The 26,186-nt window shown below is 72.5% G+C and carries 19 protein-coding genes; 3 read left to right on the top strand and 16 right to left on the bottom strand.

Annotated features, from left to right (window positions below; all coding sequences use genetic code 11):
* Positions 1-132: 132 nt before the first annotated feature.
* The 3 genes from AB0B35_RS04285 to AB0B35_RS04275 all read right to left on the bottom strand — a co-directional run bounded on the left by AB0B35_RS04285 (position 133) and on the right by AB0B35_RS04275 (position 3,289).
* On the bottom strand, positions 133-492 hold the full coding sequence (locus tag AB0B35_RS04285; protein WP_360521402.1) for a WhiB family transcriptional regulator: 360 nt from the start codon (positions 490-492) through the stop codon (positions 133-135).
* A 121-nt stretch (positions 493-613) separates the two neighbouring features.
* A complete protein-coding gene (locus tag AB0B35_RS04280; protein WP_361040500.1) occupies positions 614-985 on the bottom strand; it encodes a hypothetical protein in 372 nt (123 codons plus the stop codon).
* 126 nt (positions 986-1,111) lie between these two features.
* The gene (locus tag AB0B35_RS04275) at positions 1,112-3,289 is read right to left on the bottom strand and encodes an ATP-dependent DNA helicase UvrD2 (protein WP_361040497.1); all 2,178 of its coding nucleotides are present in this window, start codon (positions 3,287-3,289) and stop codon (positions 1,112-1,114) included.
* An 83-nt stretch (positions 3,290-3,372) separates the two neighbouring features.
* On the opposite strand from AB0B35_RS04275, the gene AB0B35_RS04270 reads away from it, so the two are divergent.
* Positions 3,373-3,633: a mycoredoxin gene (locus AB0B35_RS04270; RefSeq protein ID WP_360521411.1), complete on the top strand. Its 261-nt coding sequence runs from the start codon at positions 3,373-3,375 to the stop codon at positions 3,631-3,633.
* A gap of 134 nt (positions 3,634-3,767) precedes the next feature.
* Here the strand turns inward: AB0B35_RS04270 and AB0B35_RS04265 are convergent, their stop codons facing one another.
* The 12 genes from AB0B35_RS04265 to AB0B35_RS04210 all read right to left on the bottom strand — a co-directional run bounded on the left by AB0B35_RS04265 (position 3,768) and on the right by AB0B35_RS04210 (position 23,128).
* The gene (locus AB0B35_RS04265; protein WP_203693850.1) at positions 3,768-4,016 is read right to left on the bottom strand and encodes a hypothetical protein; all 249 of its coding nucleotides are present in this window, start codon (positions 4,014-4,016) and stop codon (positions 3,768-3,770) included.
* A 177-nt stretch (positions 4,017-4,193) separates the two neighbouring features.
* Positions 4,194-5,129, bottom strand: coding sequence for a helix-turn-helix transcriptional regulator (locus AB0B35_RS04260; RefSeq protein WP_361040494.1), 936 nt, complete (start codon positions 5,127-5,129; stop codon positions 4,194-4,196).
* A 244-nt stretch (positions 5,130-5,373) separates the two neighbouring features.
* Positions 5,374-6,279, bottom strand: coding sequence for an NAD(+) diphosphatase (gene nudC, locus AB0B35_RS04255; protein WP_361040491.1), 906 nt, complete (start codon positions 6,277-6,279; stop codon positions 5,374-5,376).
* A 25-nt stretch (positions 6,280-6,304) separates the two neighbouring features.
* The gene (locus AB0B35_RS04250; protein ID WP_361040489.1) at positions 6,305-7,633 is read right to left on the bottom strand and encodes a pitrilysin family protein; all 1,329 of its coding nucleotides are present in this window, start codon (positions 7,631-7,633) and stop codon (positions 6,305-6,307) included.
* A 64-nt stretch (positions 7,634-7,697) separates the two neighbouring features.
* On the bottom strand, positions 7,698-9,011 hold the full coding sequence (locus tag AB0B35_RS04245) for a pitrilysin family protein (protein ID WP_361040486.1): 1,314 nt from the start codon (positions 9,009-9,011) through the stop codon (positions 7,698-7,700).
* Between the two features lie 81 nt (positions 9,012-9,092).
* Complete coding sequence (locus AB0B35_RS04240; RefSeq protein WP_361040483.1) at positions 9,093-10,541, bottom strand: FAD/NAD(P)-binding protein; 1,449 nt, start codon at positions 10,539-10,541, stop codon at positions 9,093-9,095.
* Between the two features lie 218 nt (positions 10,542-10,759).
* Complete coding sequence (locus AB0B35_RS04235; RefSeq protein ID WP_361040480.1) at positions 10,760-11,968, bottom strand: S8 family serine peptidase; 1,209 nt, start codon at positions 11,966-11,968, stop codon at positions 10,760-10,762.
* A 44-nt stretch (positions 11,969-12,012) separates the two neighbouring features.
* A complete protein-coding gene (locus tag AB0B35_RS04230) occupies positions 12,013-12,165 on the bottom strand; it encodes a hypothetical protein (RefSeq protein ID WP_361040478.1) in 153 nt (50 codons plus the stop codon).
* 148 nt (positions 12,166-12,313) lie between these two features.
* Entirely contained in the window at positions 12,314-15,595 is a 3,282-nt protein-coding gene (locus tag AB0B35_RS04225; protein ID WP_361040475.1) for a UvrD-helicase domain-containing protein, read from the bottom strand.
* A 46-nt stretch (positions 15,596-15,641) separates the two neighbouring features.
* Positions 15,642-18,911 (bottom strand): ATP-dependent DNA helicase, encoded by a 3,270-nt coding sequence (locus tag AB0B35_RS04220; protein WP_361040841.1) that lies wholly within the window; start codon positions 18,909-18,911, stop codon positions 15,642-15,644.
* 230 nt (positions 18,912-19,141) lie between these two features.
* The gene (locus AB0B35_RS04215; RefSeq protein WP_361040473.1) at positions 19,142-20,785 is read right to left on the bottom strand and encodes a PKD domain-containing protein; all 1,644 of its coding nucleotides are present in this window, start codon (positions 20,783-20,785) and stop codon (positions 19,142-19,144) included.
* 342 nt (positions 20,786-21,127) lie between these two features.
* Positions 21,128-23,128, bottom strand: a complete 2,001-nt coding sequence (locus tag AB0B35_RS04210; RefSeq protein ID WP_361040471.1) for a glycosyl hydrolase family 28-related protein — start codon at positions 23,126-23,128, stop codon at positions 21,128-21,130.
* Positions 23,129-23,537: 409 nt separating this feature from the next.
* Here AB0B35_RS04210 and AB0B35_RS04205 point away from each other — a divergent pair, with 409 nt between their 5' ends.
* The gene (locus AB0B35_RS04205; RefSeq protein ID WP_361040468.1) at positions 23,538-25,025 is read left to right on the top strand and encodes a DUF4407 domain-containing protein; all 1,488 of its coding nucleotides are present in this window, start codon (positions 23,538-23,540) and stop codon (positions 25,023-25,025) included.
* Between the two features lie 25 nt (positions 25,026-25,050).
* Here the strand turns inward: AB0B35_RS04205 and AB0B35_RS04200 are convergent, their stop codons facing one another.
* A complete protein-coding gene (locus AB0B35_RS04200) occupies positions 25,051-25,839 on the bottom strand; it encodes a TIGR00730 family Rossman fold protein (protein WP_361040465.1) in 789 nt (262 codons plus the stop codon).
* Between the two features lie 152 nt (positions 25,840-25,991).
* Here AB0B35_RS04200 and AB0B35_RS04195 point away from each other — a divergent pair, with 152 nt between their 5' ends.
* A complete protein-coding gene (locus tag AB0B35_RS04195; RefSeq protein WP_361040463.1) occupies positions 25,992-26,138 on the top strand; it encodes a hypothetical protein in 147 nt (48 codons plus the stop codon).
* Positions 26,139-26,186 lie beyond the last annotated feature (48 nt).

The following is a 26,186-nucleotide window of genomic DNA, read 5'->3' as shown; positions in this document are numbered from 1 at the left end:
TCAAGCATTCGAGCCCGACTCATGATTTCGTGGATCATATAGATGTCGCTGATTCCGTTTCTCATTGCTTCTCTCCGTTGCGCTGGTAGTGACTTAGCCGGCAGGCGGCTGGATTGGGTGTTGCGGAGTTGCTCAGGCTGCGAGACGGACGGACTCGCGAGCGGTGACCGCGGCGACACGCGCCTCGGTCTCGGCCACCAGGGCCGCCTCGCGAGCGAGGTCGTCCTTACGCGGACGGCCACGCGGACGCTTGCGCGCCACGACCGCACCACGCTCGAAGATCTCGCCGCCCCAGACGCCCCAGGGCTCCTCGCGCTCCAGCGCCCCGGAGAGGCACTCGGCCTTGAGCGGGCACTCGCCGCAAAGCGACTTCGCCAGCTCAAGCTCCGCAGGAGCGTCGGAGAACCAGAGGTCCGGGTCGAACTTCCGGCAGGGCAGCTCCGCACCCAGCTCGACGCTGAAGTCGAGTACTGGGGCCAACGCCAGACTCATCTTCCGGTCACCTTCCTTTCATCTCGATCTCGTGGATCGCTTTCCATGGGGGTGGAAATAACTAAGGCCGCGGATCCCGGTGTACGGGTTCCGCGGCCTCGAGGTGAGCCGGTGGTCTGGTTTAGACCTTTGGTTTACCTCGAGGTGGGAGCCCGCTGAATCCATCGAGCTTCATGCCCGAGGACTCCTGGTTCCGGTAGGCCAGGGTGGTGCTGATGGTGCTGGTGATGCTCTTCGGCTTGGCGGCTCCCGCGGGGGCCACCTTGATCGGGTTCGGGTTCCAGGCCAGCTGTCGCAGGACCGGCAGCTGCTCCACCGGCAGACCGGTGGCGGTCGAGCCGCCCAGTGCGCCCAATGCGCCCTTGACGCCACGCGTGGCGTGGCCGGCGGGTGCGAGTTCCGGGGCGAACGGCGCGACCATGACCGACTGAGCACAGGCGGCGGCGAGCGCCGCCGGAACGGCCGCGTTCGTGGTCTTGAACGTGATCTCCATGGGACTCGCCTCCTTACTTGCCTCGTCGGTACAGAACGTGATCCACCATCCAGGAGCAGCACTGATGCGCGCTCTTGGAGGTGTGACCGAAGGCTATGCCTCCCGGGCGGGAAGGCGCAAACGGTTTTACGGCTCTGTTGCCAAATCTTTTTGAAGATCTTCTGAAGTCGGTTGTTCAGGCAGCAAATCCGCCACCGAAGCGCCCTTCAACAGCGCGAGAACTGCCTCGCCGTAGAGCTCCAACTTGCGCGGGCCGATGCCGGCGATCTCCACGAGGCCGGCTCTGTCGGATGGCTGACGCTCGGCCAGCGCGGTCAGGGTGGCGTCGGTGAAGACGACGTACGCCGGGATCTTCGCCGCGGCGGCGACCCGGGCCCGCCAGTCGCCCAGCCGCTCGAACAGCTCCTCGTCCAGCGAGGAGGGACAGCCCGCACACCGGCCCAGCTTGCGCTCCGGCCCGGCGAGCAGCGTCGCCCCGCACACCCGGCAGCTCACGATGACGGTCTTGCGCGGCACCCGGGGCGCACCCGGCCCGGGCCGCTCGGCCCGCGGCGCGGCGGCCTGCCCACCGAACGGAGCAAGTCCCGGCACGCCCTGCAAGAACCGGCACGGACGCCGGGCCCGGCCGCCGGACGAGCGCGCCTCGCCGTAGCTGAGCCACAACAACCGCCGGGCTCGGGTGACGCCGACGTACAGCAGCCGGCGCTCCTCCTCCAGCGCCTCGGCGCTGCGGGCGTACGCGGTGGGCATGGTGCCCTCGACGAGCCCGACCAGGAACACCGCGTCCCACTCCAGGCCCTTGGCGGAGTGCAGGCTGGCCAGGGTCACCCCGGCGACGGTCGGGGCGTGCTGCGCCTGGGCGCGCCGGCCCAGCTCGGCGGTGAACCCAGCGAGTCCTTCGTCGGCGCCCGGCGCGGGGCGGAACTCGGCGGCCAGGCGGACCAGCGCGGCCAGCGCCTCCCAGCGCTCCCGCGCGGCTCCGCCGGACGGCGGCCGCTCGGGCTGCCAGCCGAGGCCGACCAGCACCGCGCCGACCGTGCCGACCAGGTCGTCGCCGCCGTCGGCGCGGGAGGCCGAGCGCAGCGCCACCATCGCCTGGCGGATCTCGGCCCGCTCGAAGAAACGCTCCCCGCCCCGCAGCACGTACGGCACCCCGGCGTCGGCCAGCGCCTCCTCGTACGTCTCCGACTGGGCGTTGGCGCGGAACAGCACCGCGATCTCCGACGCGGGGGTGCCCGCCGCGATCAGGTCGGCGCAGCGGCGGGCCACCGCGGCGGCCTCGGCGTGCTCGTCGGGGAAGACCCTCGCGTCCGGTTCGGGTCCGGCCGGGCGCTGGCCGACCAGGTCCAGCCGCAGCCGGGCCTCGCTGCCCCTGGCCTGCCGGATGACGGCGTTGGCCAGGCCCACCACCTGCGGGGTCGATCGGTAGTCGCGGACCAGCCGGACCACGGTCGCGTCGCGGTGCGTACGGGCGAAGTCCACCAGGTACGACGAGGTCGCGCCGGTGAACGAGTAGATGGTCTGCGCCGCGTCGCCGACCACGGTCAGGTCCCGGCGCCCCCCCAGCCATGCCTCCAGCAGCCGCTGCTGCAGCGGGTTCACGTCCTGGTACTCGTCGACGACGAAGTGCCGGTACTGCGCGCGGACCTGCTCGGCGACGTCGGAGTGCTCCTCGATGCCCCAGCACATGGCGCGCAGCAGGTCCTCGAAATCGATCACGCCCTGCTGGCGCTTGACGTGCTCGTACGCCGTGTAGACGGACGCCACCTGGGCCGCTTCCAGCGGGGTCTCCCGGCCGGCCTTGGCGGCGGCGACCACGTACTCGCCGGGTTCCACCAGCGACGACTTCGACCACTCGATCTCGGCCGCGAGGTCACGCGCGCCGGTGCGGTCGGCCCGCACCCCGGCCCGTGCCGCGGCGAGCACGATCAGCCGCGCCTTGCTCTCGACCAGCTCCGGCATCTCCCGGCCGCGCAGCAGCCGGGGCGCGAAGAAGCGCAGCTGGCGCAGGGCGGCGGCGTGGAACGTACGGGCCTGCACGCCGTGCGCGTCGAGCCCGGCCAGCCGCTCGCGCAGTTGCGCCGCGGCCCGTGCGGTGAAAGTGACGGCGAGCACGTGCTTCGGCTGCACCTGCCCGGTGATCACGCGATGCGCGATCCGGTGGGTGATCGCCCGGGTCTTGCCGGTGCCGGCGCCGGCCAGGATGCACACCGGACCGGGTGGCGCCGTGACCGCGGCCGCCTGCTCCTCGTCCAGCCCCGCGAGTACCTTCTGGGCCGTGTCGGGGGCAGCGTCTCTGGTCACAACAGGGAATCATCCCAGGTGTCGTTGATGTTGCCACCGCTAGAGTCCCCGGGAGCCCCCGCTCCCCCGACCCGAGGATCGCCATGCTGACCATGTACTCGACCACGTGGTGTGGTTACTGCCACCGGCTGCGCAGCCAGCTCGACCGTGAGGGCATCGCCTACACGGTGATCGACATCGAGCAGGACCCGAACGCGGCGGACTTCGTGATGAGCGTGAACGGCGGCAACCAGACCGTGCCGACCCTGCGCTTCGCCGACGGCAGCGCCCTGACCAACCCCAGCGTCATCCAGGTCAAGGCCCACCTGGCCGCGATCGCCGAAACCGCCGCCGACCCGGCCTGAGGTTTCCGCACGACCGTTCAAGATCGCCGTTTCAGGACACGAGATGAGGCCAGACCTCACCTTCCGACCTCAAGCGGCGATCTTCGCGTGCGCCGCGGCCGCGGCGTACCGGTCCGCTGAGGCGCGGTGGAGGGTCAGCTGGGCCAGCGGGGGGCGTCGAGGCGGACGACCTTGACGCGCTGGCGGCCGGATCGGACGGCGCCGACCGAGGCGAGGGCGCGGGCCAGCTGGAGCGCGGCGTCGAGGCTGTCCGCCTCCGCCACCTGTCGGCGCTGCTCAGGACTGGCTGTCTCGTCGCGCAGCGGCTGCTCATCGAGGAACGACGCGTTCACGTCCTCGGGCGCGAAGGGTCGTACCTCGGTGCGAACGATCAGGTACCGCATGCACTGCTCCGTCACTGCCTGCCGGGCGGAGGTCGACTGTGGAGTCCATGGGTGGAACTTCCACATTCGGCTGATGTCATGCTTGTGCATTTCCCCAGCTGGAATCAAGCAAGACGCGACGATCGTCGGGCAGCACCGCCCGAACGGGTGACGGAGCGTAGTTTTCCGCCGAGGAGATCAGCTGATCCGGGCGCTTATCCACGCCCGCGATCGCGGCGGGTCCAGCGCCGCTTCGCCGAGCCAGCCGAAGACACGTGCATATCGCTCGACGCTGTTGCGGTCGGTGAGCACCAGCTCACGGGCGAGCGTCTCGACGGCCACCGTCTCCGGATCATCCGGGTCGGGAAAGTGATAGATTGAAAACCCCGTATATGGTATGAAGTGCTGGCCGATCACGGCCGCACACGGCAGTACTCTGATCGTCACGTTGGGTAACTGTGCGAGGCTCGCCAGGTGGGCCAGCTGGCCGTCCCGCACCTCGTCCGGCGCACCCCGCCCGAGCAGCGCCTGCTCGTCCAGGATCGCCTCATAGCGTGGCGCGTCCGGGGTCCTGGTCAGGATCGTCTGGCGGGCCAGCCGCGCCGCCACCTCGGTGTCCGGCTCCTGCGGCGCGGGCAGCTCCGCCACCGGTCCCACCACCGGATTCGGGCGCTGCGCGGGCACTCCTGCCGCGGGCGACGCCTGCCCGGACAGCGGCCGCGAGGACAGGATGCGGGCCCGCGCGTACTCCGGTGTCTGCAGCAGACCGGGGACGATCGACAGGCCGTACTCCCTGATGCGGGCGCTGCCCGCCTCCAGCTCGGCGTAACCGCGCTGCCGCTGGGTCATCACCGGGTACGCCCGCAGCCAGCCCCGCGTGTTGCCGGCGTCGCGTGCGATCGCCACCAACTGGTCCCGGTCTCGCCCGCGCACCTCGTAGAGGTCGAGCAGGTCCAGCACATCGGCGAGATCCGGACGGCTGCGCCCGTTCTCCAAACGCGACAGTTTCGACTTGGCCGCCCAGCCCACCTGGTCGACGACCTGCTCACCGGTGAGACCGGCGGTCTCACGCAGGCGGCGCAGCTCCACGCCGAGGCGCTGGCGGCGGACGATCGGGCTGGATCCTCGCGGCAAGGGGACCTCCGTCGGCGAACCAGCCCTCAGGCTAAGCCGCCCGCCTGTCCTCACCCCCGCACCGACACGCCCCTACCTGGATGGATCACCCACCGGCCGACGTACTGATCATGAACTTGTGGCCACGACGCGCCGCCGAACCTTGCCACAAGTTCATGATCAACGCAGAATTGGGCGGCCCGACAGCGGGAGGCCTCACCCGTCCGCGTTGTACCTGTGGGCCGGGCGCGGGCTGACCCCGCCGTCAGCCGCCGCGCAGCCAGGTGAGGACGAGCTGGTGGGCGATGGAGGAGCGGTTCGGGAGGGTGAAGGAGTCGTCCGAGCCGTCCAGCACCCGGGCGATCCGCTCGCGCGTGAACCACTGCGCGTCGATCAGCTCGTCCGGGTCGGTGCGCAGCGGCGCGGCCGCCGGGTCGGCGACCGCGATGAAACCCAGCATCAGCGAGCGGGGGTACGGGAACGCCTGGCTGCCGTGGTAGCGGATGCCGGAGACCCGCACCCCCGCCTCCTCGTACACCTCGCGGGCGACCGCGTCCTCGGCGGTCTCCCCCGCCTCGACGAAACCGGCGAGCACCGAGTAGCGGCGCTTGGCCGCCCCGGCCCACACCACGTTCGCGCCGAGCAGGATGCGTCCCTGCGGGCCGGCCACCCCGTCGTGCACCGCCATGATCACAGCCGGGTCGGTACGCGGGAAGTGCAGGTCGCCGTCGGCGTCCCGGCGCACCCAGCCGCCCTGCTCCACGGTGGTCGGCTTGCCGCTGCGCGGGGCGTACAGGTGGTCGCGGTGCCAGCGCACCAGCGCCAGCGCCTGGGTCAGCAGCGCCGTGTCGCGTGGCGGCAGGTCCGCGCCGACCTCCCACAGGTGCTTCGGCTCGGCGCCGGGCACCTCGGGCAGCTCGCTGTTCACCGCGAAGTAGGCCGTGCCGCTCGCGTCGACGCCGAGGAACAGCGGCTCGGCGGCCGGACCGCCGGTGCCGACCTGCGCCGACCCGACCAGCACCAGCCGGTCGGCGCGGATCAGTGCCCGGCCGTCGTCTCCGATCACCACCACCTGGCCGCGGGCCCACGCGTCGGCCAGCCACTGCGGGTCGGCGCGCCGGAACGCGGCCCGGTCGAGATCCGACCGGGCCGCGGAAGGTGTTTCGCTCATTACCGGCAACTCGCTCCGCTCACCGTCACGCCGCGGGCCTCGACTCGACCGTCACCGGAACGATCGCCGACACCGCGGCCTGGATCTTCTCGGCGTCGCCGAGGATCACCGGGGCCGCCACGGCGGGCGCGAGGTACGTAGCCGCGACGCGGTGCACGTCCTCCAGGGTGGCCGCGGCCAGCCGCGCCGAGTGCTCGGCCAGGAAGCTCAGCCGCAGCCCGAAACCGGCGTACGTGCTGGCGAGACCGGCCAGGCCGGACTGCGTCGACATGCCCAGCTGCAGCGTGCCCAGCGCGTACTGCCGCGCCTGCTCCAGCTCCTCCTCGCGCACCGGCAGCGCCGCGATGCGGCCCAGCTCGTACAGCGTCTCGACCAGGGCCGGGGCGGTGACCTCGGTGGCCACCTCGGCGGAGACGGTCAGCGTGGAACCGGCCACCGAGTGCTCGATCACCGAGTGCGGGCCGTACGTGTAGCCCTTGTCCTCGCGGATGTTCTCGACCCAGCGGGAGGAGAAGTAGCCGCCGAAGACCATGTTCGCGAGCTGGAGGGCGGCGTGGTCGGGGTGGGTGCGCCCCACCGCCGGCAGCGCGAGGCGCAGCGACGACTGCACCGCGCCGGGCCGGTCCACCAGCAGCAGCGGGCCCGGCACCAGCAGCGGGATGGGCGGCAGGTCGGCCGTTTCGCCGCCACCGTTCCAGCCGCCGAGGCGTTTGGCCGCGGTCTGCACCGCCTGCTCCGGGTCGATGTCGCCGACGATGACCAGCGTCGCCCCGGCCGGGTGCAGCCGCCGGGCGTGCAGCGCGCGCAGCGCCTCCGGGCCGACCGCGCGCACCTGTTCGACCGACGGCGTCTGCACCGCGTACGGGTGCCCCGGGTAGATGCGCTTGAGCAGCGCGACGCGGGCCAGGTGCGCGGGCTGGCTCTGGGCGACCTGGATCCGGTCGGCCAGCCGCTCCACCTCGGTGGTGACCTCGCCCTCCGGATACGCGGCGTCGTCGAGCACCTCGGCCAGCAGTTCCAGCAGCCGGTCCAGCCCGGACACCAGCGAGTTGCCGCTGATCTGCAGGCGGTCCGGGTCGATCCCGGCGCCGAGGCCGCCACCGACGGTCTGCAGCTCGGCGGCGATCTCGACGGTGCTGCGCGTGCTGGTGCCGGAGAACAGCGTCTGCGCCAGCACCGCCGCCTCGGCCAGCTCGGCCTTGGCGAACGGCACGCGCAGCCGCACCTCGGCCAGCGGCACGCTCGGCCGGCGGATGGCCAGCACGGTCAGCCCGTTGGGCAGCGTCTGCTCCGCCTCCAGCGGCAGCGCCAGCGGCCGGTTCTCGTCCAGCTCGGGAAGGGCAAGCGTCGTCATGCCAAGTCCTCGCTACGCTCGTCGTCGGCTGCACCGAGCCCACTGGTTCGTTCGCTGCGCTCACTCACTGGTTTCCTCCGGGCACGACCTCGATCGAAGCCCGGCGGTGCGGGCGCAGGGTGGCGGCGGCCGACCGGACCTGCTCCTCGGTCACCTCCGCGATCTGGTGCGGCAGGTCGTTGAGCAGCCCCGGGTTGCCCCGCTGCAGCTCCAGCACGGCCATGCGCAGGGCGCGGCCGAGCACCGCGTCGGTCTCGCGCAGCAGGTGGGTGGCCATCCGGGCCTGGGTGCGGGCCAGCTCGCCCGGGGTCAGCCCGTCGGTGGCCAGCCGGTCCAGTTCCTCGTCGATGGTGACCAGCACCTTGTCCACGCTGCCGCCGGGCGGCAGGTGCGACTGCAGCAGCAGCGCCGTGGGGTCGCGCACCTCGAACGGCTCGCCCATGAAGCCCAGGTAGCCGCCGACGCTGGTGACGCTGCGGTCCTTCAGCACCAGGCGCTCCACCAGCCGGGACGCGTCGCCGTCGGTGAGCACCTCGGCCAGCACCACGTACGGCAGGTAGCCGGCGAAGTCGGTGATCGGGTCCGGGACGCGCCACGCCGAGGCGACCGCGGGCAGCGGGGCGAGCTTGTCCACGTACGACTCGCGCCGCTCGGCGGTCAGGTCGGGCTCGGCGAAGTCGGCCCGCGACGGCGCCGGGCGGGCGGGCACGTCGCTGAAGTGGCGCTCGATCAGCATCCGGGCGTGCTCGGACGCGAAGTCGCCGGAGACGCTGAGCGTCGCGTTGCCGCAGGCGTAGTACTTGTCGAAGAACTCCGCGGCGTCCGGAACGGTGGCCGCCTCCAGATCGCTGAAGGAGCCGTAGCCGTCGTGCGCGTTGGGGAACGTGTCGAACATGACCGGCGGGAGCTTGAGCCACGGGAAGCCGCCGTACGGGCGGTTCAGCACGTTGACCCGGATCTCCTCCTTGACCACGTCGATCTGGTTCTTGAGGTTCTCCTCGGTGAGCCGGGGCCCGCGCATGCGGTCGGCCTCCAGGAAGAGCATGCGCTCCAGCGCGTTGCTCGGCACGGTCTCGAAGTAATCGGTGTAGTCCAGGTGGGTGGAGCCGTTGAAGGTGCCGCCCGCCCCCTGCACGTGCCGGAAGTGGGCCAGCTTCTCCAGGTTGGCCGAGCCTTGGAACATCAGGTGTTCGAAGAGGTGGGCGAAGCCGGTGCGGCCCTGCGGCTCGGACCGGATTCCCACGTCGTAGACGACCGCGACACCGATCACCGGTGCGCTGCGGTCCGGGCTGAGCACGACGCGCAAACCGTTGGGGAGCGTGAACCGCTCGACCTCGTACGCCGTGCGCGGGATCTGGATGCTGGTCTCGGTGGACACAAAGCCGACCCTAGCAAGCTGGCGGAGGAGGCGTCCGCAGCAGCGGCGGTGAAATGTACGACCGCCGCCGCTTCGGACGGGTCAGGACTCCACGCACTCGGCGACCGGTGAGCGGTCCCCCGCATCACCCAGCGCGACGGCGAGCGCCCGCGCCTGCGCGCGGATCTCCGGCGCGGCCGTGGTCTCCCAGAGCACGCCGCGGCGGGTCGGGCCGAGCGTCCACAGGGCCGGGTGCGCCGACCCGTCCCGGCGCAGCAGCGCCCCGTGCGGGTCGGTGTCCAGCCCCAGCCGGTACGGGCCCGGCCGGGCCATGCCCTCGGCGACCAGCGCGCGGACCAGCGGGTCGGACTCGACGATGCGGCCGGGACCGGTGCAGTTGACCACGGCGGCGAACGTCGGAGCGGTGATCGCGCCGCCGTGGCGCTCGCGCAGCGCGACGCGTACCCCCTGGTCGGCGGCCTCGATGCCGCACAGCTCGGCGGCGCGGATGCGCAGCGATCCGCTGTCACGCAGTTCCCCGATGGCGTCCGCGACGTCGGGCGCCATCCGGTGCCGGTGCACCTCCCAGTAGCGCGCCAGGTGCCGCAGGAAGCGGTGCTGGCCGGGCTCGGGCAGGCTCTGCCACAGCGCGTCCCAGTGTGGGCGCAGCGCGTCGAGAACCGCCCGCCAGTCCCCGGTGTCCGCGGCGAGCCGCCGCAGCGAGCGCAGCAGCCCGGCCACCGAGCCGGCGGCCAGCAGTTCCGGCAGCTCCGCCACCGTCGCGGCCTGTGCCGACGCCGTCGCCTGCCCGGCGGCGACCTGCGCGGACGCCGCCAACCCGACGGCAACCGGCTCCCCGGTCGCAGCCGCGGGCCGGCGGTGCGGCTGCGGCAGCAGCCCGTGCCGGGACACGGCGGTGAGGTCCTGGCGGCCCGCGTTCGAGAGGCTCAGTGCCACGTCGACGGCGGTCAGGCCGGTGCCGATCAGCAGGATCGGGCCCTCGGGCAGCGCGTCCAGCGCGCCCGGCCGCCACGGGTCGGCCACGTACGCCCCCGAGCGCGCTGCGGCGGCGTCGAGCCGGGCCGGGACGGACGGGGCGGGGTGGCCCAGCGCCAGCACCACGCGGTCGGCCGGGATCACCACGTCGTCGCTGAGCAGCACGGTGAGCGGGCCCCCGCTGCCGGACGGCTCGAAGATGCGGGCCACCCGGCCGCGCTGCACGGTGAGCCTGCCCTGCGCCGTCTCGTCGGCGGTCCGCAGCACCTCGGTCAGGTAGTCGCCGTACCAGCTGCGGGGCACGAAATCGGCGGGGCCGGTGCGCGGGTCGCGGCGGCGGCACCACCGCAGGAAGTCGTCGGGCCGGTCGGGATCGGCGCTCATCGCGGCGGCGGGCGAGTTCAGCAGGTGCCACGGTGCGGCGGTGCTGTAGGCCAGCCCCCGGCCGGGCCGTGCGCCGGGGTCGACCAGCACCACGTGCCAGCCGGCTCGCAACAGCTCACGGGTGGCGAGCACACCACTGCAACCGCCGCCGACCACCACCGCGATGCCCATGGCCCTACCTCCTCCGTGTCGCTGATCAAGTTAGCGCCGAACCGCCCGCAGCACGCGCGGCGGCCATCACAAAGCCCATATAACCTACCGGCACGATAGGATATAGAGCCTACACGCGCCAGTGGCGGCCGACCGCGGGGCGCGAGCAGCCGTCTTCGGCAATGATCTGTTAACCCGTCCCGCGCCCGCTCCGGTCGCGGTCCCGAACCCTGGACGGATCAGGCGGCCGGCTGCTGCCGCACCCGGGCCGAGCGGACCGCCCACACGGTGAGGCCGGCCAGGAAGACCAGCAGCGGCAGGGCCACCAGCCAGCGCCGCCAGTCCCGGCTGTCGGCGAGAGCCACCGGCACCGGCGAAGGGCTGGGCGAGGCGGCCTGGCTCGACGGCACCGGGCTGGGCCGCACGCTCGGCGCGGCCTCCTGCGGCACGTTCGCCGCCAGCGCCGCGCTCAGGTTGAGCATGCCCGCCCCGAACCGGCTGTCCGCGCCGGGAGCGCCGGCGTCGGTCGCGGTCGTACGCAGCCGCTGCAGCACCTGCGCGACGGTGGCCTGCGGGTACGCCGACCACACCACCGCCGCCGCGCCCGCCAGCACCGCCGCCGCGCTCGATCCGCCGTCCATCCGGTAGCCGCCGCCCACCCCTGTCGTGATCAGGTCGACGCCGGGCACCGTGATGCCGGTGGTGCGCCCGCTCAGCGGCGCGACGGGCACCTGGCCCGAACGGTCCGCCGGGATCGCGTTGAGCACCCCGGGATACGAGGCCGGCCACGGCGTGAACGGCCGGCCCGCCCGGTCCGCGTCGGCCGCGACGATCAGCACGCCCCGTGCCACGGCCGCCTCGACCGAGGCCTGCAGCTTGCTGCCGGGCACGACGCCCCGCCCGATGCAGATGATCTTCGCGCCGCCGAACACGGCCCGGTCGATCGCGCTGGCCAGTGCGTCCGGATCACCGGTCGCGCCGGGCGAGGGGGCGAACGCGATCGGCAGGATCTGCGCGCCGGGGGCCACCCCGAGCACACCCGCCGTGCGCGGGTCAGCTGGGGCCGCGCTCGGGCTCGGCACCGGAGAGCCGGACGGCGTCGCCCGCGGCGCACCCGCCGCTACCCCGGGAACATGGCCGTGACCTGCGATGAGTCCGGCGAGTCCGGTGCCCCGACCGTCCACATCGGTGTTCGAGACCGGGTCGGGGCCGCCGAGCACCTGGCCACTCAGGTCGGGGTGTGTCCTGTCCACACCGGAGTCCAGGACAGCGACCAGAACTCCGGCACCGGTGGCACGCTGATGCACCGCGGGCAGGTCGAGGTTCGCGAGCTGCCACTGCATGCCACGCACCACGTCCGGCTCGGCCGCGGCTGCGGGCACCGGCGCGCCCAGCAGCAGCACGGCAGCCGAGACAGCAGCCGTGATCAGGGACTTCGGACCAGACATCGCACGTACTCCGGCGGGTATCGAGGCGGTCACCACGGTCATCGTCAGCCAGCCATGGACGGAGCCGGCGGATGCACCTCCACGACGATACCGGCCTGCGCCGCGTGCCACGGCGCGAGCACCACGGCACCGGCCACCCCGACACCGATCAGCGCAAGGAGCATCACCAGGAGCAGTTCCCGGACCGATGACTCCACGGCGCGCCTCCCTCGGGATGCGTGTGTCCGCTCACACAATGCCCGCTGCGTGCGACATCACGCAGTCGGTTTCCGGACCGGTCTGTCCGCCGGTTCGGCTGAGATGCCACCGAAAAGGATGACGGCACGCCCCGGGTCGGACATCCGACTAGTCGGCGTCCTGCGTGGGCAGTGCCGTCAGCAGCGCCGTCAGCCCGGCCTCGTCGAGCAGGTCGGCGGGCCGCACGGTCAGGTTGTCGCGTACGTAGTGGAAAGCGGCGCTGACCTTGGCCACCGGCACGCCCGCCAGCGCCGCCCAGGCCAGCCGGTAGGCCGCCAGCTGCACCGCGGCCGCGGTCGCCGTCGCGCCGGTCGGCACGCGGCCGGTCTTCCAGTCGACCACCTCGTAACCGCCCGCGGCGTCGCGGAAGACCGCGTCCATCCGTCCACGCACGACGGTGCCGCCCAGCTCCACCACGAACGGCGTCTCCACCTCGACCGGCACCCGGTCGGCCCAGACGCTCTGCTCGAAGCGCTCCTTCAGCACCCCCAGCGCCTCATCGGGCGCGGCGTCCTCGTCGGCCGCCCCGGGCAGGTCGTCGAGGTCGAGTAGCTGGTCGGCGCCGTAGCGCTGCTCCAGCCAGTGGTGGAAGGCCGTGCCGCGGCGGGCGTACGGGTCCGGGGCGGCCGGCAGCGGCCGGCGCAGCCGCCGGGCCAGCGCGGCCGGGTCCTTGCGCAGCGCCACCAGTTGCGACACCGACAGGTGCGCGGGCAGCACGACGTCGGCCCGGTTCGCCCGGCGGGCCTGCTCCTCGCGTTCGATCAGCAGCAGGTCGGCCTCCTGCCGCCAGCGCCGGGTCACCTCGTCGTGCTCGGCCGACCCGCCGTCCGGCGCGTCGAGCATGGCCCGGACCAGGTCGGCCGCCGCCTCGACGGTGGGCCGCCGCGCGCCCAGCGGATCGCTGGGCCAGGTCGTGGCGACCTCGCCGCTGGTCGGGTTGACGGCGTCCGGCTCGGGCTCCGGCGTCCACACGTCGACGTGGCCCTCCCCGGACCGGCACACCTCGACGATCTCCTCCAGCAGCACGGACGGGCCGCGCGGCTTGCGCACCTTGTCACCCCACCAGTAACCGGAGGCGAACAGCCAGGTGCGCGGGCGGGTGACCGCCACGTACGCCAACCGGCGCTCCTCGCGGGCGTCGTGCTCCTTCCACTGCTGCTCGAAGTCGGCGACGGCGCGGCCCAACTCCTTCTGGTCGGCGGCGCTCTTCACGGCCAGCGCGGGCAGTCCGTCGCGGTCGCCACGCAGCGGGAACGGCAGCACGCCCAGGCCCTTGAGGAAGTGGTCGGTGCCCTTGCTCGGGCCCGGCCAGACGTCCTTGGTCAGCCCCGCCACGGCGACCACGTCCCACTCCAGGCCCTTGGCCGCGTGCGCGGTGAGGATCTGCACCGCGCCCTCGGCCACGTCGATCTCGCCCGGGGCCAGCCCGCGCTCCTCGTCCTCGGCCGCCGACAGGTAGGACAGGAACGCGCCCAGCGGCGCGCCGTCGGTCTCCACCGCGAACCGGGCCGCGACCTCGCCGAGCGTGTCCAGGTGCGCGCGGGCCAGCCCGGCGTCGCCGGCCCGCACCGCGACCTCCACGTCCAGGCCCGCGGTGCGCTCGATGTCCGCGATCAGGTCGCCCACCGGCTGGTCCAGGCGGGAGCGCAAGGCCGCCAATTCCCTGGCGTACGCCGACAGCCGGGTGTACGCCGCGGGCGAGTACTGGTCCGGCTCGCCGAGATCCTCCAGCGCCTCGGCCAGCGCCGCGTCGTCGAGCCGGTCCGTGACGATCTCGGCGTCGTCGCCGGCCGGGCGGCGCTCGTGCGCCAGCGCCCGGGACCGCCGGTGCAGCGCCACCAGGTCACGCGGCCCGATCCGCCAGCGCGCCCCGGTGAGCAGGCGCAGCAGGCTCGCCCCGTCGGTCGGGTCGTTGAGCACCCGCAGTGTGCACACCACGTCGCGCACCTCGGGCGTGTCCAGCAGGCCGCCCAGGCCGACCACCTCGACCGGCAGGCCCCGGGCCCGCAGCGCCGCCTCGATCGGTGCGATCTGCGAGCGCACCCGCACCAGCACCGCCGAGGTGGGCCGCCGGTCCACGGGGATGTGCGCCGGGTTCTGGTCGTCGGCCGTGCCCGCCTCGCTGCGCCACGCGGTGACGATCTGGTCGGCGATCCACTCCGCCTCGTCCAGGTGCGACTCCAGCAGCGCGCACTGCACGATGCCCGGCTCGGGACTGCCGGAGGTCAGCGAGACCACCCGCGCGCCCCGGTCGCGCAGCGGCGCGGAGATCGCGTTGGCCACCGACAGGATCTCCGACCGGTTCCGGAAACTGCGCCCGAGCTGCGCCTGCGCGGCCGGCTCGCCGTCGCGGTCGGGGAACTCCCCCGGGAAGCGGTCGAGGGTGCCCGCGCTGGCCCCGCGCCAGCCGTAGATGGACTGGCACGGGTCGCCGACCGCGGTCACCGGATGCCCCAGCCCGGACACCCCGCCTTCCACCACCGCCACGTCCCCGGCGAACAACGCCCGCAGCAACGTGACCTGGGCATGGCTGGTGTCCTGGTACTCGTCGAGCAGCACCACCCGGAACCGGTCGCGTTCGGCCGCGCCGACCTCGGGATGGTCGCGGGCCACCCGCGCCGCCCGCGACATCTGGTCGCCGAAGTCCATCGCCTCCAGCAGCTGCTTGCGGTGGGCGTACCTGCGCACCAGCGGCAGCAGTTGCAGCCGGGCACGCTGGCGGGCCAGCAGGTCGCGCACGTCGGCCATCACCCGGCCCGGCTTCGCGTCGACGCTCGCGTGGAAGCGACCCGTCCAGGTGGCGAGGCTGTCCGCGGTGACCAGGTGCTCGGCCAGTTCACCGGCGAGCGCCAGCACCGCCGACACCACCGTGCTCGGGGCGGCCTCCACCGCCGACATGTCCCCGGTGTACGAGCGCACCACCTCGTCGGCGAGCTGCCAGCAGGACGCCTCGGTGAGCAGCCGGGTGCTCGGCTCGTACCCGGCGCGCAGCCCGTGCTCGGTGACGATGCGCGCCGCGAACGAGTGGTACGTGGCGATCGTCGGCTCGCCGTCGAGCCCTTCGGTGAACCGGGTGCCGACGTGGCGGCGCAACTGGCCGAGGCGCACCCGCACCCGGTGGGCCAGCTCACCCGCCGCCTTGCGGGTGAAGGTCAGCCCCAGCACGTGCTCCGGGCGTACGTGCTGGTTCGCGACCAGCCACAGCACCCGCGCCGCCATCGTCTCCGTCTTGCCCGAACCCGCGCCCGCGACGACCAGCAGCGGCGCGACCGGGGCGCTGATCACCGCGGCCTGCTCGGCGGTCGGCGGCTTGAGCCCCAGCGCCGCCGCCAGCTCCTCCGGCGTCCACCGCGGCCCCTCCTCGACAACCGTCCTGACCAGCTCGCTCATGCTCGCACCTCGCTACGCTCGGCACTCCCGTGAGCAGCCACTGCGTTCATGGCTCGACCACCTGGCGACCCTTGCCGGAGACCGGGCAGCTGCTCTTCACCGGGCAGACCCGGCACTTGTCGTTGACCTTCGCGACGAAGGTGGAGGCGGCCATGGTGGCCGCGGTGCGGTGCACCATGGCGTGCGCCCACTGCGGGTCGGCGGTCTCGCCGATCGCGTCCTGCACCTGCTCCTTGGCGTCCTTGTGACCGGTGCCGAGCTGCACCAGCGCCGCCCCGCCCGACTCGTCGCCCTCGGGGAAGCCGCCCGCCTCGACCGCCACCTGGTACGCCCCCAGCTGCGGGTGCTCCGGGAGCTCCTCGCGGGTGGCCGTGGTGGTCTTGCCGGTCTTGAGGTCGATCACCACGAGCCGGCCCTGCTCGTCGACCTCCAGCCGGTCCACCCGGCCGACCAGGTCGATCGGCGGCTCGGCGTCCAGCCGTACGGTGAACTCGCGCTCGATCGCGACCAGCCGCCGCGGGTTCTCGGCCAGCCAGCGGGTCAGTTTGCCCAGCATCTCCGCCGAGCGGTCCCGCTCCCGCCCGGCCAGCCAGGCCGCGGCCAGCTCGATCGCGTCAAAACGCGCCGCGACGTAGTCCACCAGCACGGCAGGGTCGCTCATCGCCTCGTCGGCCAGCATCGCCGCCGCGTGCACCAGGTTGCCGACGCCCTGCGCGGCCGTCGAGGCCGCCGCGCCGCCGTGCCGTTCCAGCAGCCAGCGCAGCCCGCAGCGCAGCGCGCTCTCCATGGTGGACGGGGTGACCCGCACCGGCTCGTCCGGGCCGTGCAGCGGGCCGTCGTCGGACAGCTCCGGCAGACCCCACCAATGGTCCGGGTGCGCGCCGGGCACCCCGGCGGCGGCCAGCCGGGCCAGCTCGCGGGCGGCTGCATGCCGCCGGACCGGATCGGGGCCGGTGACCGCGGAGCGCAGCTCCGCGACGAGCGCGGACAGCGTCAGCGCGCGCGGCGGCCGGGCCAGCTCCAGCTCGGCCACCTCGTCCTCGTCCACCTTGACCGGCGGGGCCAGCTCGAACAGGAAGCGGCTGGGCCGGTCCTCGCCGTCCGCGCCGCCGACCGCGCCGGAGTCGACCGCGGTCACCACCAGCCGCCGCCGGGCCCGGGTCGCCGCCACGTAGAACAGCCGCCGCTCCTCGGTGAGCAGGGCGGCGGTCTGCGCGACCCGCTGCGCCTTCTCCCCCGGCTGGGCGCGCTGCGCCACCTCGTCCACGAGCTGCTCGGAGCCGAGCAGGCTGCCGCGCAGCCGCAGGTCGGGCCAGACGCCCTCCTGCACCCCGGCCACCACCACGACGTCCCACTCCAGGCCCTTGGCCGCGTGCGCGGTGAGCAGGCGCACCGCCTCACCCCGGTCGCCGCTGGCAGCCAGCGAGTCGGCGGGCAGCTGCTGGTCCGCGACGTGCTCCAGGAACGTGTCGATACGCGCGCCCGGCAACCGGTCGGTGAACCGCGCCGCGGCGTCGAACAGCACCATGATCGCGTCGAGGTCCCGGTCCGCGGTCTCCGCGCGGCGCTGCTGGTCCAGTCCCATCGCGGGCGCGGTGGCGACGACGGCCCAGCGTTCGGCCAGACCGCTGGCCCGCCAGACCGACCAGAGCACCTCCTCGGCGGTGGCCCTCGGCCGGCCCGCCGTCTCCCGCGCCGTGGCCAGCAGCATCGCGATCCGGGTCGCGGGCGCGGCCCAGCGCCGGTCCAGCGCCGCCAGCTCAGCCGGATCGCGCAGCGCCTCGACCAGCAGCTCGCCCGAGCCCCGTGTGTCGCCACCCGCGATCGCGAGCGCCCGCAGGCCCTGGCGCAGCCGCCGCTCGGCCATCGGGTCGGCCCCGCCCAGCGGCGAGTGCAGCAGCGCGACCGCCGCCTCCTCGGTGAGCAACTCCGGCTTCAGCGCGCAGCGCAGCAGCGTGAGCAGCGGTTTCACGGCCGGCTGCTGGTGCAGCGGCAGGTCCTCGGCCAGCACCTTGGTCGGCACGCCAGCCTGGCGCAGGGCCCGTTCATAGGCCGGGAGCTGCGAGTTCGTAGAGCGCATGATGACCGCCATGCGCGAGAACGGCACGCCGTCAACCAGGTGCGCCCGCCGGAGCCGGTGCGCCACGAACGCGGCTTCGCTGACCCGGCTGCGCAAGGCCACCACCTCGACCCCGACGTCAGGGTCGTCGGCAGACTCGCCCCGGACGGCCGGCTCGGCACCGCCCGTGGCCGCCGCCTGCTGCCCGGAGCCGCCCGCGCCGGTGGCTACCGCCGGTGGCCGAACACCCGGACCTCCCGCTGCCCGTGCGGGTCCGTCGGCGAGCAGCCCGGCCTGCTCCTGGCGCGGCGCGGGCACCACTGGCAGATGACCCGGCAGGCGGCGCGCGATGCGGGCCGTCGCATTGCGGACCGCAGGAGCGGCCCGGTGCGTGGTCGCCAGCACCACCTGCTCCGTGCCCGGGAACAGCTCGCCGAAGGTGCGCACGATCTGAGGGTCGGCGCCACGGAAGGCGTAGGTGGAGGAGTCGGGGTCGGCGAACGCGGTCAGCGGCAGTCCCGTCCCGATCAGCTGGAGCAGCTCGACCTGCGCCGGGTCGGTGTCGGCGAGTTCGTCGACGTAGATGGCGGACAGCCGGGAGCGTTCGGCGGCCAGCAGCTCGGGGTCGCGGCGCAGCATGGCGGTGGCGGCGCGGACCAACTCGGCGTGGTCGTAGCCGGCCGAGCCGCGGGTGGAGGCGTCGCGCAGCGCCATGGTCTGCTCGTACTCGTGCAGGAAACGGGCGGCGGCCTGCCAGTCGTCGCGCCGCTGCCAGAGCGGGTCCTCCGGGCCGATGCCGCGCTCGGCGGCCCGCAGTAGCAGGTCACGCAACTGCTCGGCGAACGCGCGGGTGCCCAGCGCGGGGAGCAGCCGGTCCGGCCAGGACGCGTCCTCGCCGGGCAGCAGCTCCCGGATGACGAGGTCCTGCTCGGGGCCGGAGAGCAGGCGCGGGGACGGGTCGCCCTGCAGCGCCGCCGAGCGGCGCAGGAGGCCGAAGGCGTACGCCGGAAAGGTTCTGACCAGCGGCTCATGCCCGACGCCCCGGGCGATGCGCGCCTCGATGCGCCGCCGCAGCGACTGCGATCCGCGCCGGCCGAACGTCAGCACCAGGATGCGCTGCGGGTCCACGCCCTCGGCGACGCGGCGGGCGACCGCCTCGACCAGGGTCGTCGTCTTGCCGGTGCCCGGTCCGCCACGCGCCAGCAGCGGGCCCGACCCGTGCTCGATCACCCGCTGCTGAGCGGCGTCGGCACGCAACGACGGCCGGTCGGGACCGCTGCCCCGGACCAGCCGCCAGTCCCGCTGAACGCCGCTGCTCACGCCGAACATTCCAGCACGAGCGGGCGACACCGCGGCAGCAGCCGAGCCGGTTGTGGCGCCGCCTGCATCCCGACGCCGGGAACAGATGTCACGAAAGCCCTGAAACGGCTGAGCCGGCCACCCCGGTGCGGGGGTGGCCGGCTCAGCCGTGATCAGGGTGTAGCGGGTCAGGCCGGCTGCAGGATCAGCGTCCACGTGGTGGTCGTGGTGCTGGCCGCGGCGCCGGTGGCGGTCAGGCCGCCGTAGGAGCCGGCCGGCAGCGAGGCGCCGGTGTCGGCGAGCAGACCGGTGACCCGGCCGCCGCCCGTCTGCGACGAGTTGCTGCGCACCTCCACACCGGCCGGGGCCGTGAGCGAGGTGGACGCGGCGTCGCCGTGCACCCAGTACGACACGCCCCAGCTCTGCGCGGCCGTCACGGTCGCGAAGGGCGTGACGCGCGCCGCCGAGCTGGTCGTCTCGGTGCCGTTGGCGAAGACGAGGGGCGACACGGTGTCGACGCCGCGGTAGGCGGCGAGCACGAAGTTGCCCTTCGACTGCTGTCCCAGCGTCACCTGCACGGTGGTGCCCGCCATGCCTGCGGTGGCCGTCTTGCGCCACACCGTGGTGGTGGCGTAGCCGCCGTCGAGACGGTCGAGCTGGGTCCACCCGCCGCCGGTCGGCGTGCCGGTGGTGCCGTGCGTGTTCTGGCTCAGGAACAGCAGCAGCTGGTCGCCCGCCTGGACGCCCGACGGCACCGTCACCGTGTGGGTGAGGGCGTTGACGTTCGAGGTGGCCTGCCCGACGAACGAGATCAGCTCCGCGACGGGCGCGACGGTGACCTGCCGCGTCTCCGTGTCGGTGCTGCCCGAGTCGTCGGTGACGGTCAGCGTGACGTTGTAGGTGCCCGCCGCCGCGTACGTGTGCGACGCGGTGCCGATGCTGTCGGTGTCGGTGGAGGTGCCGTCACCGAAGTTCCAGGCGTAGTTCTGGATCGCGCCGCCGCTGTCGGTGGAGCCCGTGCCGTCGAACGAGCAGACCAGGCCCGTGCAGGACGGCTCCAGGTCGGCCGTGGGCGGCGTGTTGCCGGTTCCGCCGGACCCCTTCAGAATCTTGATGTAGTCGATGTCACCGATGAAGTAGTCGCAGGTGACCTCGACGCCGTCGCACGTGCCCTTGCCGCCGATCGACAGCTGCCACGTGTTGGCGACGTTGCCGGTCGGGCCGTTGGCCCGGCTGGTGCGCACCCCGTCGACGTACATCTCGACGTAGGCGGAGGTGCGGTTGCAGGTGACGGTGTGCCACTGGCCGTCCGAGATCGACTCGGTGGCGTAGCCGGTCCGCGAGGCGCCGTTGCCGCCCCGGAACAGGCAGCGCGGGATACCGCCCGGCGCTTCGAACTTCCAGTAACCGCCGGCCGTCGCGCCCTGGCCCTTCTGCATGATGTTGCCGAAGGAGTATGTGCTGCGGTAGCGGATGGTGAGCGAGAAGTCGCCGGAGTCGGGGTTCAGGTCGCTGTGCGCCGGAACCCGGTTGATGTGACCCGGCTTGTATGCCATCTCGCCCGGAAGCACCACCGGGAAGCGGTGACCGGTCGCACCGGCGTAGACGACACCCGTGGTCAGGTCAGACCCGATGGTGCCGTTGCGCCCGTTGCCGCTGCTGTCGACGAGCACGGTCGAGCCGTTCGGCTCGTCCATGCTCCAGAAGGCCACCGTATTGGTGGCGACCGCGTGTGCCGGTGTGGCACCTGTGGCGACACCGGCGGCCACCAGCGCGGCGGCCACGCCCAGTCTGCCGACTGAGCGGAGCAACCGCGTCTTGCTGATCTGCATAGGATGATCCCCCTCATCGTGGCCGGGTTACACCCTCGCACGCAGGCCCGGAACCGCTCCATAACCCAATGAGCCGATAAGCGGGGTCATCCGGACGCATCCCTATCCACTCGGAAAGGTGCGACCTCGCTGAACGCACGATCCGGGCTGGACGGCCGACGGTCCCTGAATGAGCGTCGGAAGGCCGTCACGGCATGCCCGCGAATAGGCCCCGGGCGGGATCCGAGCGCGGCTTCCGCTCGGATCCCGCCCGGGGCGGGTACCGGATTTCCGGTCGGGCGCCCGGTGTCCATGCACTCGAACGCCCGCCCGTGCCTCATCCGGTCTGGCAGTTGCGCGTCGTCACCAGGGGGACGGCGCCGGGGGCACGACGACCGGCGGGCGGTCGTCGCAGGTGATGGTGTTCGGCAGTTCCCAGGAGGCCATCCAGGGGCCGGTGGTGCCGCCGCCGTCGTTGCCGCCCAGGTCGGTCACCACGAACTCGGAACCGGCCGGGGTGAAGTGGAACGAGCCGCAGTTGTTGATGCCGACCGCGCCGACGTTGCGGGCGTCCACGTTCTCGAACGACGCGCCGCCCTCGACCCGGCCGCTGACCACGGAGGTGCCGGTGCCGTCGATCCGCAGGTCCTTGAACTTGACGCCGCGGATCTGGTACAGGTCCTTCACCGACCACTCGCTGACCATCATGATCGCGTTGTAGGTGCTGTCGAGGTAGTGGTCCCCGGTCACCTGGATGTCCGCGTCGATGGTCTTGTCCAGCGCGTAGATCCAGATCGCGCCGAGGCCGATGTTCCAGTTCAGCTCGTACGTGCCGGCCCGGACCACGCTGTTGTTCGTGAACTTCAGGTAGCCGTCGAAGGCGGTCGCCCCGAAGCGGGAACCGGCGTGCAGGCCGGAGCCTTCGCGAATCGGGTCGGCGACCAGGTTGTTCGAGACGGTGTTGTTCGTGCCGCCGTAGATCGCGATGCCGTTGGCCAGCGTCGGGGTCTGCACGGTGTTGTGGTCGTACACGTTGTTCGCGTCGGCGACGCCGTCGGACCACATGGCCAGGCCGTCGTCACCGGTGTTGCGCACGAAGTTGTTCTGCACCAGCGAGTTCGTGACGCCCTTGCGGAAGTTCAGCGCGTCGGCGATCTGGTCCACGATGATGTTGTTCTTGATCTTGATGTTGTCCATCGGACCGTCGAACCACATGCCGACCTTGGTGTGCCGGATGTACAGGCCCTCGATCGTCGAGTCGCTCAGCGCGCCGCCGATGCCGTTGACCTGGTCGGTGTCGATGCGCTCGCGCACGTCACCCTGGATGGTGAAGCCGGACAGGTGCACGTTGCTGCTGCCGCCGTCCTCGGCGTACCTGCCGTAGAAGCCGACGCCGGTGTGCACCGAGCCGTCCTCGGCCGGCTCGCTGAGCGCGACCTCCTTGCCCTTGATGATCGTGTACCAGCTGCCCGCGCCCTCGATCGTCACGTCGTCGACGATGATGTGCCGGTTGACTTGATACACGCCCGGGGGCACGTACACCTTCAGGTTCCACTTCTTGGCGAACGCGATGGCCCGGTCGAACGCGTCGGCCGACTCGCGGCGGCCGGTCGGGTCCGCGCCGAACGCCAGCACGTTGGACGCCACCAGGCGCACGTGCGGCTTGCCGACCAGCTCGGAGTCGAGCAGGTCGATGACGGTCCAGGCGGCGTTGCTGCCGGCCGGCACGGTCAGGCGCACCTTGTCGCCGGCCTTGTACGTCTTGCCGAGCAGCAGGCGCTGCTCGTCGTAGAAGTGCATGGGACGGAACGGCGTGCTGATGACCGGCTTCGGGTCGGTGAACGCCGGCACGCACGCGCACTCGGTGATCCACCAGTCCTCGTGCAGCAGGCCCGCGTTGGGGTCGTTGCTGAACGGGTACTGGTTGTACAGCCAGGCGAACTCGGAGGTCAGCGTCATGACCTGCTTGTTCTTGCTGTTGACGGTGACGTTCAGCGGCGCGGTGATGCCGCCGCCGTTCGGCGCGTCCGGGATGCTGTAGCGAACGGTGATCGCGTTCGCGGCGGCCGGCAGCGTGAACTCGACGTGCTGGCCGGGGGTCAGCTTGACCGCCTTGCGGCCCGAGGCCTCCGCGGGCAGCGTGTACGCCGCGCGGTCGGGCCCGATGACGGTGCCGTTGGTCGCCGCGTTCTCGGCTTCCTGCTCGAGGAAGTTGACGCTGGCGCCGCGGCCCGCGACGAGGGCCGGGTCGAGCGCGGCGCGCGTGACCACGGGCGCGGCGCCGGTGGTGGCGGCATTGGCCGTGCCGGCGCTGCCGACGAGGCTGAGACCGACGGCGGCGACGGTGGCGGAGGCGACCGCCATCGGGGCCCACCGCCGGGGCCGGCGGGACCCCGCCGCAGCTCCTGTGATGCTCCGTGACATCGAAGACTCGTTTCTGGAGGGAACGGAGGAACGATGGAACGCCTGAGACGCTCGAGGCGGAGCGGACGCCAGGAGGTGTAGGTGACTTTAGATTCCCTGTGTCGCCCACCACAAGGTTCTGCGTAATCTTTTCGTAACGCTGGCACGGCAAATACAAGTACCCATTAGGTTGTTGCGCTCCTAACGCAATTCCTTGCGAAGACCACAGTCGATGCCCGAGCGGCGACCGCGCACGTAGGGGCCAACCCCGACAACCACCGGACAGACACCGGGCGTGTGTTCACCGGACGATGGACCCGGCATCACCGACGGCAGACCACCTCAGCGCAGGGAGCTCGGAGTGCACCCCATGGACGACAACCCCCGGCCGGATCCCCACCCGCACGGACGGCACGCGGCCGCATCCGATCCGGAACCGACGGTGCCGTGGCGTCGCGAGCCCGACCCGGATGCGACGGTGCCCCTGCGGCACGTCCCCGAGCCGGATCCGGCGACCCCGCCGGGGCGTACCCCCGAATCCGGCTCGGCGACCCCGCCCGCACCCGCGACCGAGCCCACCGGTGACATCGCCGCCGGGCGCGCGGCGGAGGGCGCGCCGCGGCGGCGGCTGCCCCGGCCGCAGCTCGGGCGGCGGCTGCGCGTGCTGGCCGGCGTCGACGAGCGGCTGCTCGACCGGGTGCCGCAGGAACGCGCCTGGTACACCTCGCTCGGCGGCGTGGTGCTGGGCACCGCGACCATCGCCGCCATCTCCATGTACTTCGCGATCACCCAGGCGATGGGCGCGTCGAGCTGGCTGGCCGTGTTCCCGGTGCTGGTCTGGTTCCTGTTCATCCTGAACGTGGACCGCTGGCTGGTCTCCAGCCGGCTCGGCGAGGGCTGGTTCCGCCGGGTCCCCGTGCTGGCGATGCGAGTGCTGATGGCGTTCTTCTTCGGAGTGATCATCGCCGAGCCGCTGGTGCTGCGCATCTTCGAGACCGCCGTCATCCAGCACGTCGCCGACCAGCGCACCGAGGCGCTCGCACAGCTCGCCGGGCGGCTCAAGACCTGCAACCCGGTGCCCGGTTCCACCGAGCCGGCCGCGCCCGCCGACTGCAAGGCCACCGAGACCTTCAACTTCGACCAGTCCCCGGTGGCGACGCTGCGCGAGCTGGCCACTCGCCGCGCCGACGCGGACGCGCTGGCCAAGACCGTCGACGCGGACTCGGTCCAGCTGCGGGCCATCAACGACATGGCCCGGCGGGAGTGCGTCGGCGACTCCGGCGCGGGCCTGACGGGTCAGCGCGGCGTCGGCCCCAACTGCCGCCGGCTGCGCGCCGAGGCCGACGCGTTCAAACGCACCCGGCAGATCGACGCCAACGGCGTGAAGCTGGTCAACCTGCGTACCCAGATCTCGGAACTGGAGTCGGCGGCCCGCACCTCGCACGCCGCGTTCGAGGCCGAGCGCGAGACGAAGATCAAGGAGCGGGTCGCCGAGGAGCGCAGCCACCAGGGCCGGATCGGCCTCCTGGAACGCCTGGGCGCGCTGCACGACCTGGCCGACTCCAGCGGCGTGCTGGCCGTCGGCATCTGGGCGGTGCGCATCTTCTTCATCCTGGTCGACTGCATGCCGATCCTGGTCAAGTTCGTCGGCGGCTCCACGACGTACGACAAGTTGGTCAGCGCCCAGCTGGCGGTCGCCGAGCGCGACCTCAACCACGACATCGAGGCCGAGTACGCCGAACGCGAGGCCGTGCTCCGCAAACGCCGCGCCGAGATCGACCTCGAAATCCTGGAACACAAAGCCGAACTCAACTCGCGCCTGCACCGCGCCGCCGACCGCCTCAGCGAACGCGTCTAACCCAAGGAAGGGCACCTTCCTCGGGTCAGTCGGCGATGCCGCCGGAGGAGCGGATGGCCTGCTGCTCGGCGGCGAGGGTCTTGTCGGCGTGCGCGATGTGCTCGACGGCCTCGTCGACGTCGTCGGTGCACACGATGAGGTCCAGGTCCACCGCGTTGATCTTGCCATCGGCCAGCATGGTGTCGCGCATCCAGGACAGCAGGCCGCTCCAGTAGGCCGTGCCCATCATCACCACCGGGAACCGGGTGACCTTCTCCGTCTGCACCAGGGTGAGCGCCTCGAACAGCTCGTCCATGGTGCCCATGCCGCCGGGCAGCACCACGAAGGCCTGGGCGTACTTCACGAACATGGTCTTGCGGACGAAGAAGTAGCGGAAGTCGATGCCGACGTCGACCCACTCGTTCATGCCCTGCTCGAACGGCAGCTCGATGCCCAGCCCGATGGAGAGCCCGCCGGCCTCGGTGCACCCGCGGTTGGCCGCCTCCATCACCCCCGGCCCGCCACCGGTGATCACCGCGTATCCCGCGCGGGCCAGCGCCGCGCCCAGCCGCTGCGCCATCTCGCACTCCGGCGAGTCGGCCGCGCTGCGGGCGCTGCCGAACACGCTCACCGCAGGGGGGAGGTCACTGAGCGTGTCGAAGCCCTCGACGAATTCGCTCAGGATGCGCAGCGTCCGCCAGGAGTCGCGGACCTTCCAATCCGGACGCCCCGCCGAGTCCAGCAGGGCCTGGTCCGCGGTACCCGAGGACACCGCGTCGCGGCGCAGGGTCACCCGGCCGCGGTGCCGCTCGTGTCGATGGTTGCTTTGCGTCATGCCATCACCGTAGTCCGGCTCGCTCGTTTACGTGACGACGCGGCACGCACATCCCCAGCAAATTCCCAGCGGATTACGCAACTTTTCGCCATGCTGTGGCGTCAAGGATGTCATACAGCGTTGCTTGAATAAGGCCGACGACGAGGGAGGCGATGAATGTGATGACCCGCAGCGAGGTGCTTCGCCAGAAGCAGGCCATGCGCCAGCGCATCCGCGCCACCGTGCACGCCCGCCGCATCGCCATGGTGGTCGACGCCAAGGAGTTCGAGCCGGCCGACGAGCCCGCCGCCGCCCGCTGATCAGGCTTAGCCTGCCAGAATCATGCGGAGCCGCTCCGCGGCCTTGAT

This window comes from Catellatospora sp. NPDC049133 (genome assembly GCF_040648455.1).
Lineage (GTDB): Bacteria > Actinomycetota > Actinomycetes > Mycobacteriales > Micromonosporaceae > Catellatospora > Catellatospora aurea.
Note: the sequence above shows the minus strand (reverse complement) of the source record. Positions and strands in the feature narration are given on the sequence as shown.

What these genes read in the sequence shown, in the direction of transcription:
- AB0B35_RS04285 (WP_360521402.1), bottom strand. Translation starts at nt 492, where the DNA reads ATGAGTCTGGCGTTGGCCCCAGTACTCGACTTCAGCGTCGAGCTGGGT.
- AB0B35_RS04280 (WP_361040500.1), bottom strand. Translation starts at nt 985, where the DNA reads ATGGAGATCACGTTCAAGACCACGAACGCGGCCGTTCCGGCGGCGCTC.
- AB0B35_RS04270 (WP_360521411.1), top strand. Translation starts at nt 3,373, where the DNA reads ATGCTGACCATGTACTCGACCACGTGGTGTGGTTACTGCCACCGGCTG.
- AB0B35_RS04265 (WP_203693850.1), bottom strand. Translation starts at nt 4,016, where the DNA reads ATGCGGTACCTGATCGTTCGCACCGAGGTACGACCCTTCGCGCCCGAG.
- nudC (WP_361040491.1), bottom strand. Translation starts at nt 6,279, where the DNA reads ATGAGCGAAACACCTTCCGCGGCCCGGTCGGATCTCGACCGGGCCGCG.
- AB0B35_RS04250 (WP_361040489.1), bottom strand. Translation starts at nt 7,633, where the DNA reads ATGACGACGCTTGCCCTTCCCGAGCTGGACGAGAACCGGCCGCTGGCG.
- AB0B35_RS04240 (WP_361040483.1), bottom strand. Translation starts at nt 10,541, where the DNA reads ATGGGCATCGCGGTGGTGGTCGGCGGCGGTTGCAGTGGTGTGCTCGCC.
- AB0B35_RS04235 (WP_361040480.1), bottom strand. Translation starts at nt 11,968, where the DNA reads ATGTCTGGTCCGAAGTCCCTGATCACGGCTGCTGTCTCGGCTGCCGTG.
- AB0B35_RS04225 (WP_361040475.1), bottom strand. Translation starts at nt 15,595, where the DNA reads ATGAGCGAGCTGGTCAGGACGGTTGTCGAGGAGGGGCCGCGGTGGACG.
- AB0B35_RS04215 (WP_361040473.1), bottom strand. Translation starts at nt 20,785, where the DNA reads ATGCAGATCAGCAAGACGCGGTTGCTCCGCTCAGTCGGCAGACTGGGC.
- AB0B35_RS04210 (WP_361040471.1), bottom strand. Translation starts at nt 23,128, where the DNA reads ATGGCGGTCGCCTCCGCCACCGTCGCCGCCGTCGGTCTCAGCCTCGTC.
- AB0B35_RS04205 (WP_361040468.1), top strand. Translation starts at nt 23,538, where the DNA reads ATGGACGACAACCCCCGGCCGGATCCCCACCCGCACGGACGGCACGCG.
- AB0B35_RS04200 (WP_361040465.1), bottom strand. Translation starts at nt 25,839, where the DNA reads ATGACGCAAAGCAACCATCGACACGAGCGGCACCGCGGCCGGGTGACC.
- AB0B35_RS04195 (WP_361040463.1), top strand. Translation starts at nt 25,992, where the DNA reads ATGAATGTGATGACCCGCAGCGAGGTGCTTCGCCAGAAGCAGGCCATG.